Below are 13064 nucleotides of genomic sequence, written 5' to 3'. Positions count from 1 at the left end.
ATGGGTTTACAAGTACCGTCCATTATTAGTACTACAGAAGATACGGCGCAAGTAGCTGTATCTAAAGATGGACAGATTCATCGGTCCTATGATAGACCTTACCATTTCCCAAGCCTAGATATTTTGGCGAAAGGGAAGGGGAGTCAAAACAATGGTGAAGAAGTAGCACAAAATGCGATGATGCTTGAACATGTATTGAGTGACTTTGGTATTACTGCAAAGGTTGTTAATGCTACACAAGGCCCAACTGTTACACGTTATGAAATTGAACCTGCACCAGGCGTGAAAGTGAGTCGTATCGTTAATTTAACAGACGATATTGCCCTCAATTTGGCAGCGCAACATATTCGTATGGAGGCTCCGATTCCAGGGAAATCTGCCATCGGTATTGAGGTCCCTAATAAAACGACAGAAGCCGTTCATTTACGCGATGTACTTGATTGCAGTGACTTTAAAGATGCTCGTGGAGGTATTCCTGTCGGTCTTGGTAAGGATATTGCAGGAAAGCCTGTTATTACAGACCTTGCGAAGATGCCTCACTTGCTCGTAGCTGGTACAACTGGCTCTGGTAAATCCGTATGTGTAAATACATTAATTTCTAGTATTCTCTTTAGCCGCAAACCGGAAGAGGTTAAGTTATTATTAATCGACCCTAAGATGGTTGAATTGTCTATTTACAATGGGATCCCGCACTTGATGGCTCCAGTTGTAACGGATATGAAAAAAGCAGCAGCTGTATTGCGTTGGGCCGTTCGTGAAATGGAGGCTCGTTATAAGGCGTTTGCTGCATCTGGTAAACGCGATATCAAGAGCTACAATGAAGCTCATCCTAAGGCTGCTATGCCGCTAATCGTGTTGATTATCGACGAGTTAGCTGACCTTATGATGACGGCTCCTGATGATATTGAAGAATCTATTAGTCGTTTAGCACAAATGGCTCGTGCCGCAGGTATTCACATGGTTCTTGCGACACAACGGCCATCTGTTAATGTTATTACCGGTTCTATCAAGGCTAATGTACCAAGCCGTATTTCCTTTGCTGTAGGCTCTCAAATTGACTCCCGTACCATTCTTGATATGGCAGGGGCAGAGAAACTATTGGGTAAAGGTGATATGTTATTTGCTCCGATTGGTGCAAATAAACCTATCCGTGTACAAGGGGCCTTCATTTCTGATGATGAGGTAGAAAAACTTGTAGAGTTTGTGAAAGCTCAACGAGAACCAGAATATGATAATACAGTAACTCAAGAAGTGGAAAAGGAAGCTGAAAAAGAATCTTCTGATGCTAATGATGTTTACCGCGATGAATTATTAGAGCGAGCTGTCAATCTCGTTATGGAATCTGGTCAAGCTTCTGTATCGATGTTGCAACGTCGTTTCCGCATAGGTTATACCCGTGCGGCACGTCTTGTAGATACAATGGAAGACCTTAAAATCGTTGGCCCTAGCATGGGCAGTAAGGCTCGAGAAATTTTAATGAGCCCTGAACAAGCTAAGGCTAGATATTTCTCCGATTCCAATGATGAGCAATAATTAGCTAATTACTATATGAATATTACGTAGATTTAGAAAGGAACGAAAATGGCTGAATTAGGCGAAGAATTACGACGTGAACGGGTAAGACGTAATCTAACCTTTAAAGATGTGGAGCAAGTGCTGCACATTAAAACAACCTATTTAGAGGCTATCGAAGATGGTAACTATGATATCATTCCTGGTCAAGTCTACGTAAAAGGTTTTATTCGAAACTATGGTAACTACTTAGATCTTGATGGGGATCGCTTGGTGAAAGTATATCAGGGCCAAGTAGGAGACATAGATACCTTTTCTTTACGTTCTGTTACAAGACGGAAGGCTCAAGCAACTCCTAATTTGGTACAAAGTGAGTTTGTTGAATATCAAACATCTAAAAAGCGTATGTCCTTAGAAACGCGTCAACGAAAACGTCAACGCTCTATTGTACAAGAACGCATTATTTTAGGGATTATTTTAGTTTGTATGGCATTATTTTTACTATGGTTATTCCTGTTCTAGTATCTGATTAGGCATGATAGAAAGGCATTTACACAATCAATGGATAGATTTTTAGTAACAGAACCTTCGGATATGAAGGAACGTGGTTGGGCTGAATTAGATTTCGTTCTCATCAGTGGGGACGCTTATGTGGACCATCCATCCTTTGCGCCTGCAGTTATCGGTAGATACTTGGAATCCAAAGGTTATCGTGTAGGCATTATAGATCAACCAGATTGGAATGATGTAGAGGCTTTCAAAAAACTAGGTAAACCACGTCTAGCATCCCTTGTTACGGCAGGGAATTTAGATTCAATGCTTAATAAATTTACGGCAGCAAAGAAAGTTCGCCGTCAAGATGATTATTCTCCAGGTGGTGAGTCAGGTCATCGTCCAGATCGTGCTACCTTGGTATATGCTAACCGTATGAAGGAGGCTTACAGTGATGTACCTCTTATCATTGGTGGTATAGAAGCGTCTTTGCGTCGCTTTGGTCATTATGACTATTGGTCAGATACGGTGCGTCGATCCATCTTAGTAGATTCTAAGGCCGATGTACTCGTCTATGGCATGGGAGAACTTCAAATCGTTGAACTAGCTGATGCCTTGGATCAGGGTCGATTTAAAGAGTCTTTGCCATCTATACGTGGCATTTGCTACATGGCAAAGGAAATTCCAACCATTGACTATGTAGAGTGCCCATCGTATGAAGCTATTAAGGTGGATAAGATGGATTTTGCCGATGCATTTCGCATTCAATATGATGAACAAGATCCGTTCTATGGTCGTATTGTAGTCCAAAAACATGGTGATAGATATCTCATTCAGAACACGCCTGCCTTGCCATTGACGCAGGAGGAAATGGACGGTGTCTATAACTTGCCATATACTCGAAAGTGGCATCCTAAATATGATGATAAGGGTGGTGTGCCAGCATTAAGTGAAGTTCAATTTAGCCTTGTGAGCCAACGAGGTTGCTTTGGCAGTTGTTCTTTCTGTGCTATTACTAATCACCAAGGGCGTATCATTCAGAATCGTAGTCATGAGTCTTTGATTGAAGAAGCTCACATGATGATCAAGATGGACAATTTTAAAGGGTATATTCATGATGTAGGGGGCCCTACGGCAAACTTCCGCCATCTAGCTTGCGATAAACAAGCTGTCTATGGTGCGTGTAAAGGTCGTACTTGTGCGGCTCCAGAGCCTTGTGAAAACTTGAATACAAATCATGATGACTATATTGCTTTACTACGTAAATTACGTAAACTAAAAGGTGTAAAAAAGGTATTTGTTCGTTCTGGTTTGCGTTATGACTATGTACTGGCCGATAACAATAAAGACTTTGTGCGGGAACTTTGTGAGTTTCACGTAAGTGGGCAGCTAAAGGTAGCTCCAGAACATGTATCTAAACGGGTTACCAATATGATGGGGAAAGCTGGTAAAGAAGAATTCCTAACCTTTAAGTCTTGGTTTGAAGAGGCAAATAAAAAGCTTGGTAAGAAACAATACTTAGTTCCGTACTTTATGAGCTCTCATCCCGGTTGTGCCCTAGAGGATGCTATTGAATTAGCGGAATTTTTACGAGATCACCATATGTACCCAGAGCAAGTACAGGATTTTATTCCTACGCCGGGTAGCCTTTCTACTTGTATGTATTATACGGGCATTAATCCACTAGATGGAAAACCTGTATATGTTGCTAAAAAGGGTCGAGATAAAGCAAAACAGCGCGCATTGATGCAGTTTAAAAATATTGAAAACTATGACCTTGTTAAAGAGGCTCTCATAGAAGCCAATCGACGTGATTTAATTGGCTTTGGCCCAGAATGTTTAATTCCACCCCGACCAATTGGTGGAAATTCTAAGCGTATTAGCCAATCTAGTAAATCTCGTAATGGCAAACGAGGTTGCGAATCTAGGAATCGATACCAGACTGGAAAAAGGCGTAGTAGAGATGTGACTAAAGTTCGTACATCTAATAAAAGTTTTGGTGGTCGTTACATGTAGGGAGTAGCTCTAGCTACTCTCATTTTAAGATACTTTATGTCTTATGGGAGGCATATATGAAACGATGGATTGCTCCGAGCATCTTAGTATTATTTGTGGTAGGAATGTTGATCTATGGCATAAACTTTTACCAACAAGAACAAATAGAACAGGCCAAAGAGCCTATTCGTGGTGAAATTATAGTCTATACGGACTTACCTAATACTTTGACAGCTATGCTTGCTGAGCGTTATGAAGAGGAACAAAAGGTAAAAGTCACTGTAATGCCTCTTACAGAGGAACAAATGTCGCAACGGTCGGCTTCTACAGTGGCTGATACTTCTGGTGATTTGGTGCTAACTTCTGAAGATAATCTCGTAATTGGTGCCAATGCAGGTAAATATATGCCCATCGTCAATGAACGTATTGACGAGGTACGTGATAATCTAAAGGATCCAAATGGCTATTGGGTTGGTATTTGGTACGATCCCATCGTATTTGTTCAGAATGATACCTTCCATAATGGCATTGGTAAATATGTTACTACATGGGATACATTGGGAAAACAAGGTGATTGGTCTATCGTTATGACCGATTTTGTAGCATCTCAGAATGCGGCCAATTTGCTATATAATATGGTAGAGTATAAAGGGGAACCAGAGGCTCTTGAATACTTATATAGTTTGAAGCCCCATGTGGTTCAACATGCTAAATTTTTGTCTACTCCAATACGACTAACTGCGCTAGGGGAGACAAATATTGGTATTGGCAACTTGTCTGATGCGGCGCAATATAGTCATCATGGGTATCCAATTAAGATCATTTATCCTAAAGATGGTACGTCTTATTATGTGACTGGTGCTGCCGTTTTAAAAAATTCAAAACATAAAGCAGATAGTGTAGAGTTTATTAATTGGTTACTATCTTCTAAAACGGCGAAATATATGGTAGAAAAGAATTTTACTTATATATTTACTAATCCTGAGATGGATGAGCCAAAAGATTCTATGGGGCATGATTTAGTATTATGGCCTGTGAATGGTGGCTATACTCTAGAAGGTAAAAAGTTACTATTAAATCATTGGGTTAGTCAAGTACGATTCCGTAAGGACTAAGTCAGTTGTATAAATCCAAGAAATAAATAAGAATCTAGTGACGAAAGGATATAGAATGGGGAAAAAATTAGGATATGTTAGCCTAGGTTGTGCTAAAAATTTAGTAGATACAGAGGTAATGTTAGGCTTATTGAGAGATAATGGCTATTCGATTACAGAAGACTTAAGCGAAGCAGATCTTATCGTTGTAAATACCTGTACTTTTATTGAAAAAGCTAAGGCTGAGTCTATAAATACCATCCTTGAGGTTGCCCAATATAAGGAGGATGGTACTTGTAAGGGCCTTATCGTAGCAGGTTGTCTTAGCCAACAATATCAGGATGAATTATTCCAAGAAATTCCTGAAATTGATGCATTGATCGGTACCGGTGCTTGGGATCAAGTTATGGTAGCCGTTGATGCTATTGAGCATGGCAATCGCAGTTGTATCATGGAAAATATTACGAATATCTATGATGAGCGCATGCCCCGTATTCAAACAACACCTCGTTATAGTGCATATGTAAAAATTGCAGAAGGCTGTAATAACGGGTGTACATTCTGTATTATTCCTAAGGTACGCGGGGCATTCCGTAGTCGTACTATCGAGTCTATTAAGGCTGAAGTGGAACGATTGGCTGCGACCGGGGTTAAGGAAGTTGTCCTTATCGCTCAAGATACAACGAGCTATGGTATCGACCTTAATGCTGGTAAACCATTATTGACGACATTGTTAAAAGAATTAACAACTGTAGAAGGCATAGAATGGATTCGCATGCTATACCTATATCCGACATTTTTCTCTGATGAATTGTTAGATATTATCGTTAATGAGCCAAAGCTTTGTAAATATGTAGATATTCCATTGCAACATGTTAATAACGATATTTTGAAACAAATGAATCGCCGAGACGATCGCAATGATATTGAGCGCTTGCTTAAGAAGATTAGAAATGCACCGACTCATATTACATTGCGCACTTCTATCATCGTTGGATTTCCTGGTGAAACAGATGAACAATTTGAGGAACTTTGTGACTTTGTAAAAGAAATCAAATTCGATAATATGGGCGTATTTACGTATTCTCAAGAAGATGGTACACTAGCTGGTGCTCGTGAAGACCAAATACCAGAAGAGGTCAAAGAAGAGCGTTATCACGTTCTTATGTCCATCCAAGCTGCTATCTCTGAAGAGAATAATCGCAATTTAGAAGGTACCATTGATTATGCGATGGTAGAGGAAATCGAAGAAGGCGAGAATAACACCTTGCTTGCAAAAGGTCGATTGAAATCTCAAGCACCTGATGTAGATGGTAATATGTACATTGAAGACTGCGGTGAAGACATTCAACCTGGTGATATTCTTAAGGTACAAGTAGAGCAAGGCTTTGCTTATGATGTAGTAGCTACGGTTGTAGAATAATACACAGTTCGATACATTCGATTGTGGAGGTGATCTGATGATTGTAGAACTTATTTCTACAGGTTCAGAATTATTGCTAGGTGATACAGTAAATACGAATGTATCTTGGCTAGCACAAGAGTTAAATAAATTAGGATATACCATTGCCCATCAATCGGTGGTAGGTGATAATCCGAAACGAATGGCTGAAGTTTTTCAGCTCGCTAGTACAAGGGCTGATATCGTTATTAGTACTGGTGGGCTAGGACCAACGCAGGGCGACATTACACGTAATGTACTTGCCGATTCAATTGGCAGACCTATTGTGTTTAATCAAGAGGCCATGAACGAGCTTGAAAGGTTCTTTAAAAGTGTAAACCGTACTATACCCGATGCGAGTCGGCGAGAAGCACAATTACCAAAAGGGGCAAAGGTATTATATAACCCTGTTGGAGTTGCTCCAGGTGTAGTCGTTGAAGATGGCGACACTACGTACATACTTTTACCTGGACCTCCTGGAGAAATGAAGGGCATGTTCCAAGAGAGCGTAGTTCCTTATTTAAATGGCCGATTTGGTTCTCAAGGTGTTGTTACATCCTATCGTTATGGCGTATATGATATTCGTGAAATTGATTTAGAAAGCACCTTGATGGATCTAATTAAGAAGCAATCTAATCCGACCATAGCTTTGCTCATTAAAAAAGGCTACATTGAGGTTCGTATCACTGCTAAGGCTGAAACATTAGAAGCGGCACAAGACCTGCTTAATCCTTGGGATGCAATCATACGAGAACGCTTAGGCTCTCGCATAGGGCGCAACTTAACAATTTCTATGGAGGAAACATTAGGTCGAACCTTGTTAGAGGAACATAGTACTATTAGTACTGCTGAATCATGTACATCAGGATTAGTTGGTAAGCTTCTTACTAATGTCAGTGGTAGTAGTGAGTACTATATGGGTGGTGTCATTTCGTATAGTAATGATGTGAAACATCGTGTTTTAGGTGTACCACAAGATATGTTAGATATATATGGCGCTGTTAGTGAACAAGTGGCTAAGGCTATGGCAGAGGGGGCACGAACTGTTGGCCAAACAACATATGCTGTTTCTACGACAGGCATAGCTGGTCCTGGAGGTGGTACTCGAGAAAAGCCTGTTGGTCTTGTATGGTTTGGTGTTACTGGTCCATATGGCACAGTGGCCCATAAAGCTAATTTAATTGGCAATCGAGAAGATATTAGACAAAGTGCGGCAGAACTAGCACTATACTATGTTTATACTTATATAACAGAAAAGGGGAAATAAAATAATGGCTGTAGATGGCAGACAAGCAGCGTTGGATAACGCGTTAAAACAAATTGAAAAAGATTTTGGTAAAGGTGCTATTATGCGTCTTGGTGAAGCGGCAGATCGCATGAATGTAGAGGTGATTTCCTCTGGTTCTCTTGCTATCGATATTGCTGTTGGTGTAGGTGGTTTCCCTCGTGGCCGTGTAATTGAAATCTACGGTCCAGAATCTTCTGGTAAAACAACAGTGGCTCTTCACGCTGTAGCAGAAGCTCAAAAACAAGGTGGTATTGCAGCATTTATTGATGCGGAACATGCGATGGATCCTGTATATGCTCGCAATTTGGGGGTAGACATCAATAATTTGTTGATTTCTCAACCAGATAATGGAGAACAAGCTCTAGAAATTACAGAAGCTCTTGTTCGCAGTGGTGCAGTAGATATTGTTGTAGTTGACTCCGTAGCGGCGTTGGTTCCTAAAGCGGAAATCGATGGCGAAATGGGTGACGCTCACGTAGGCTTACAAGCTCGTTTGATGAGTAAAGCTTTGCGCAAATTGACTGGTATCATCAGTAAATCCAAAACTGTTGTCATCTTTATCAACCAATTGCGTGAAAAAGTAGGTGTTATGTTTGGTAACCCTGAAACAACAACTGGTGGTCGTGCATTGAAATTCTATTCCTCTGTACGCCTCGATGTTCGTAAGGGTGAATTGATTAAGGCTAACAACGAAAACGTAGGTGCCCGTACTAAAGTTAAGGTTGTTAAAAATAAAGTAGCACCTCCATTTAAAACAGCTGAGTTCGATTTGATGTACGGTGAAGGTATCTCTAAAACTGGCACACTTATTGATATTGGTACAAATATGGAAATTATTAATAAATCTGGTGCTTGGTACTCCTATAATGGGGAACGTATGGGCCAAGGTAAGGAAGCGGCGAAACAATACTTGTTAGAGAATCCAGAAATAGCTGATGAAATCGATCGCATTATTCGTGATACATTGGCTGTTGGCACTGAAGAAATCGATGTAATCGGTGAAGAAGTAACTGAAGAAGTATAATCATGAGTGACGAAACGATGCAAGCTGCTATGGATCAAGCATATCGCTTCTTAGCTCAGCGCTTTCTTAGTTCCTATGAGCTGACGCAAAAAATGAGACGTAAACAATTCGAGGACCCTATCATTGAGAGGGTCCTTGAGCGCCTTAAAGATTATGATTACATTAATGATGAACGTTTATCTGAGCAGGTATTAGCCTATTTGATGAAAGAACAGAAATACGGTGCTTATATGATTAAGCAAAAAATGAAACTTCGAGGACTTGCGATTCCTCAAGAAATTTCTGCTTATGATGAGGTAAAAGCTGCTTATCGGGTGGTAGAAAAAAAATTTGGATCTATTCTCAATGAAGAGAAGACTCCTCGGGTAAAAGTTTTTAGTTTTCTCAAATACAGGGGGTTCTCAACAAGCACAATTCAAGTTGTATGCAATGATTTTTATGAATAAATTCTGCTTTTTGAGAGGCCTTGGTAGGCTTGTAAAATCTTGACAGAAAGGGCTTTGAAGTCTAAAATTAATAATAGCCTTATTTATTTATATGATGATATGGCTAATTGATAATTTAATGCATAAAGGGCATAAAAAGGAGCATGAAAGCTCAATTTTGAGAAATAAAAAGGAGGTGAAAGAGATTTTAGAGTATAGTCTAATTGCAGTGGTAATGGTACTGATTGGACTAGGGGTAGGCTATTTTTTAAGAAAAAATATTGCTGAAGGAAAACTGAATCAAGCTGAACAAGAGGCTGCTCGCATCATTGCAAATGGTGAACGCACAGCTGAGTCTAAAAAGAAAGAAGCTTTATTAGAAGCGAAAGAAGAAATTCATAAGCTCCGTTCTGATGTAGAACGAGAAAATAAAGATCGTCGTTCTGAACTTCAACGTATGGAACGTCGTATTCTTCAAAAAGAAGAATCTTTGGATAAAAAATTAGACAATATTGAGCACAAAGAGGAAGCTTTACATCGCAAAGAAGCTGACTTAGCCCAAAGCCGTGAAAAGGTAGAAGCTTTGTATGAAAAACAAATGGCAGAATTAGAACGTATTTCTGGCATGACGTTCGAAGAAGCAAAAAATATCTTGTTAACGAATGTGGAACAAGAAATCCGTCATGAAACGGCGATTATGGTTAAGGAAATGGAGCAGCAAGCTAAGGATGAAGCGGAGAAAAAAGCGAAAGAAATTATCTCCTCTGCTATCCAACGTTGTGCAGCTGACCATGTAGCGGAAACTACCGTATCCGTAGTGGCATTGCCTAATGATGAAATGAAGGGGCGCATTATCGGTCGTGAGGGCCGTAACATTCGTGCACTCGAAACATTAACAGGTATTGATTTGATTATCGATGACACACCAGAAGCAGTTATTCTTTCCGGCTTCGATCCAATTCGTCGTGAAGTGGCTCGTATTGCGCTGGAAAAATTGATTGTAGATGGTCGTATCCATCCAGCTCGTATTGAAGAAATGGTTGGTAAAGCTCGTAAAGAGGTGGACCAAACTATTAAAGAGGCTGGTGAACAAGCGACATTTGAAGCTGATGTTCATGGCTTACATCCTGAAATTGTTAAGATTTTAGGCCGTTTGAAATATCGTACTAGTTATGGTCAAAACGTATTGAAACATTCCATTGAAGTATCTCATTTAGCAGGTTTAATGGCAGCTGAACTAGGCTGTGATGTAACTTTGGCTAAACGAGGTGGTTTGATTCATGATATTGGTAAAGCATTAGACCGTGAACTTGAAGGTTCTCATGTTCAAATCGGTGTTGATGTGGCTCGTAAATATCGTGAAAGTGCAGCAGTAATTAACTGTATTGGTGCTCATCATGGTGATGAAGAGTTCCAAACTGTAGAAGCTGTATTAGTAGCTGCCGCTGATGCTATCTCCGCTGCCCGTCCAGGAGCACGTCGAGAAACATTAGAAAACTACTTAAAACGTTTATCTAAATTGGAAGAAATCGCTGAATCCTTCGAAGGCGTTGAAAAATGTTTTGCTATTCAAGCCGGTCGTGAGATTCGCGTTGTAGTAAAACCGGATAAGATTGATGAAGCTGAGTCTACATTACTTGTTCGGAATATCGTAAAACGCATCGAGTCAGAACTTGAATATCCAGGCCAAATTAAGGTCGTAATTATTCGTGAAACTCGCGTTGTGGATTACGCAAAATAATATGCTATAAGCGATAAGTATAGGCTGCAATGTTTTCATTGCAGCCTATTGTTATCAAAGTTTCGGTAATTATATATTGCTATATACGGCGTATAGGAATCATCATTTACATTGCGTTGTAGATGATGATTCCTATGATTCGTATCAAGTTATTTACTTTTTTAATAATTTAATTGATTGAAATGCTTTACAAATAGAGGATTTTTTATTTGTATATAGAATTAATATATATATGGGGAAGGAGGCGTTGGCTATGAGCCGATATTTTGAAAATGAGTTGATTGAACAAATCAAAGATGCTAATGATATCGTGTCAGTTGTATCCGAGCATGTAGCCTTAAAGAAACGCGGCAAGAACTATTGGGGTTGTTGTCCATTTCATAATGAAAAAACGCCATCCTTTAGTGTAGCCCCTGAAAAGGGTTTTTATTATTGCTTTGGGTGCCATGCATCAGGAAATGCTATTAAATTTCTTATGGAATTAGAGCATTTAACTTTTGTAGAAGCCCTAGAGCGGCTAGCTAATCGAGCTAATATTCCATTGCCAGAGGCGAAACTTTCACCTGAACAAAGAGCTAGAGATGAAAGGCGCAAAAAACTGTATGAAGCTTCTGATTTAGCGGCTACCTTTTTCCATAACTGTCTCACTCAAACGTCTATTGGTAAAGTGGGATTAGATTATTTGAAAAAGCGAGGGCTCACACAAGAGACCATAGAAACATTTAAGCTTGGTTTTGCTCCTGATGGTTGGGATAAGTTATATCGTGCCTTTCATGAGCGTGGCATTGATGATTCCATTCTTTTAGAGTTGAATCTTGTCCGAAAGAACCAAAAGGGTCAATTTTATGACTTCTTCAGAAATAGAATTATGTTCCCTATTATGGATGGTAAAGGGCGAGTAGTTGCTTTTGGTGGACGCGTTATGGATGATAGTACACCAAAATATTTAAACTCTCCAGAGTCATCAATCTTTGAAAAAGGTAAACTCTTATTTGCCTTTGATAAGGCTTATAAATCTATTCGTGAGGAAAAACAAGCTGTTCTTGTAGAAGGCTATATGGATGTTATATCCGCTCATAATCATGGTGTTACTAATGTAGTCGCATCATTGGGGACTGCTTATACAAGAGATCATGGGCATATCTTAATGAGGCAAGCTGAAGAAATCGTGTTAGCTTATGATATGGATGGTGCTGGTCGTCAAGCGGCTGCTAGGGCTATTGAATTATTGCAAAATACGGATTTTAAGGTGCGTGTCCTTGCCATGCCAGACGGTAAAGATCCAGATGATTATGTGCGTAATCATGGGGGACAGGCATTTAAGGAGTTAGTTGCTAAAGCTGTTAAACCTCTTGATTATCTATTAAGTGAGTCTTTGATTAAACACGATACAAATGATACAGAAGGGAAGCAGGCTGTTATGGCAGATGTTTTCCCATATATTGCAAATATAGATAGTCAAACACAGAGAGATGATGCTTTAAAAACATTGGCATTACCATTATGGCTTGATAATAGTACTATTTTTAGATATTTTAGAGATTATGTAAAAAAAGGACAAATTGAATTAGTGGATACTGCATCAACACCTTTGCCAACACAGGACTTACCAAAGGGGGATGCGGAAAAATTATTGTCCTTAGCTTTCACAGATGGCGAAGTATTACAACATATGATGAGCTATTTGCCATTAGAGGACTTTGAAAAAATTGAATATCGAGGTATAATAGAAAAGCTATTCACCTTGTATAAGTCCGAAGGTCGTCTAGATGAAACTGCAATTCAATCTGTTTTATCTTCTCAAGAATACGATATTTACTCTAGGTTGGTCGTCATGAGTGACGATGAATATAAGGTACAAGTGCCTGCATTAATCCGCAAGATAAGGCTCCATTCATTGCGTGAACAGTATAAAGCGCATTCAATTATGGCGGATCAATTAAAACGAGCAGGAGATTCGACGTTTATTAGCGAATTACATAAGTGTCAGGAAATACAGAATTTAATTAGAGAATGGTCTAAGTAAATCATTAATGGTTAAAAAGGAGAGCG

General features: G+C 39.5%; 10 protein-coding genes. All 10 read left to right on the top strand.

Annotation, left to right across the window (positions count from 1 at the left end):
• A partial coding sequence (locus HMPREF1865_RS09360; RefSeq protein WP_155640501.1) for a DNA translocase FtsK occupies positions 1 to 1533 on the top strand: 1533 nt, incomplete at its 5' end.
• Positions 1534 to 1581: 48 nt separating this feature from the next.
• On the top strand, positions 1582 to 2034 hold the full coding sequence (locus HMPREF1865_RS03245; protein ID WP_004698676.1) for a helix-turn-helix domain-containing protein: 453 nt from the start codon (positions 1582 to 1584) through the stop codon (positions 2032 to 2034).
• 39 nt (positions 2035 to 2073) lie between these two features.
• A complete protein-coding gene (locus HMPREF1865_RS03240) occupies positions 2074 to 4020 on the top strand; it encodes a YgiQ family radical SAM protein (protein ID WP_060919179.1) in 1947 nt (648 codons plus the stop codon).
• A 56-nt stretch (positions 4021 to 4076) separates the two neighbouring features.
• Positions 4077 to 5114 (top strand): ABC transporter substrate-binding protein, encoded by a 1038-nt coding sequence (locus HMPREF1865_RS03235; RefSeq protein WP_060919178.1) that lies wholly within the window; start codon positions 4077 to 4079, stop codon positions 5112 to 5114.
• Between the two features lie 55 nt (positions 5115 to 5169).
• Complete coding sequence (gene rimO / locus HMPREF1865_RS03230; RefSeq protein WP_060919177.1) at positions 5170 to 6516, top strand: 30S ribosomal protein S12 methylthiotransferase RimO; 1347 nt, start codon at positions 5170 to 5172, stop codon at positions 6514 to 6516.
• Positions 6517 to 6553: 37 nt separating this feature from the next.
• Positions 6554 to 7801, top strand: a complete 1248-nt coding sequence (locus tag HMPREF1865_RS03225) for a competence/damage-inducible protein A (protein ID WP_060919176.1) — start codon at positions 6554 to 6556, stop codon at positions 7799 to 7801.
• Between the two features lie 4 nt (positions 7802 to 7805).
• Positions 7806 to 8846: a recombinase RecA gene (gene recA, locus HMPREF1865_RS03220; protein ID WP_060919175.1), complete on the top strand. Its 1041-nt coding sequence runs from the start codon at positions 7806 to 7808 to the stop codon at positions 8844 to 8846.
• A gap of 2 nt (positions 8847 to 8848) precedes the next feature.
• Complete coding sequence (locus HMPREF1865_RS03215) at positions 8849 to 9292, top strand: regulatory protein RecX (protein ID WP_004696402.1); 444 nt, start codon at positions 8849 to 8851, stop codon at positions 9290 to 9292.
• 118 nt (positions 9293 to 9410) lie between these two features.
• The gene (gene rny, locus HMPREF1865_RS03210; protein WP_004696400.1) at positions 9411 to 11012 is read left to right on the top strand and encodes a ribonuclease Y; all 1602 of its coding nucleotides are present in this window, start codon (positions 9411 to 9413) and stop codon (positions 11010 to 11012) included.
• A 253-nt stretch (positions 11013 to 11265) separates the two neighbouring features.
• On the top strand, positions 11266 to 13038 hold the full coding sequence (gene dnaG, locus HMPREF1865_RS03205) for a DNA primase (protein WP_060919174.1): 1773 nt from the start codon (positions 11266 to 11268) through the stop codon (positions 13036 to 13038).
• Positions 13039 to 13064: the final 26 nt, after the last annotated feature.

The sequence above is a fragment of the Veillonella parvula genome (assembly GCF_001553335.1).
GTDB classification, from domain to species: domain Bacteria; phylum Bacillota; class Negativicutes; order Veillonellales; family Veillonellaceae; genus Veillonella; species Veillonella parvula_S.
This window is presented reverse-complemented; position numbering and strand designations above follow the sequence as displayed.

Bases quoted from the DNA above. Each gene is read 5' to 3' on its own strand.
- HMPREF1865_RS03225 (WP_060919176.1), top strand. From the start codon at position 6,554: ATGATTGTAGAACTTATTTCTACAGGTTCAGAATTATTGCTAGGTGAT.
- dnaG (WP_060919174.1), top strand. From the start codon at position 11,266: ATGAGCCGATATTTTGAAAATGAGTTGATTGAACAAATCAAAGATGCT.
- HMPREF1865_RS03245 (WP_004698676.1), top strand. From the start codon at position 1,582: ATGGCTGAATTAGGCGAAGAATTACGACGTGAACGGGTAAGACGTAAT.
- recA (WP_060919175.1), top strand. From the start codon at position 7,806: ATGGCTGTAGATGGCAGACAAGCAGCGTTGGATAACGCGTTAAAACAA.
- rimO (WP_060919177.1), top strand. From the start codon at position 5,170: ATGGGGAAAAAATTAGGATATGTTAGCCTAGGTTGTGCTAAAAATTTA.
- rny (WP_004696400.1), top strand. From the start codon at position 9,411: ATGCATAAAGGGCATAAAAAGGAGCATGAAAGCTCAATTTTGAGAAAT.
- HMPREF1865_RS03215 (WP_004696402.1), top strand. From the start codon at position 8,849: ATGAGTGACGAAACGATGCAAGCTGCTATGGATCAAGCATATCGCTTC.
- HMPREF1865_RS03240 (WP_060919179.1), top strand. From the start codon at position 2,074: ATGGATAGATTTTTAGTAACAGAACCTTCGGATATGAAGGAACGTGGT.
- HMPREF1865_RS03235 (WP_060919178.1), top strand. From the start codon at position 4,077: ATGAAACGATGGATTGCTCCGAGCATCTTAGTATTATTTGTGGTAGGA.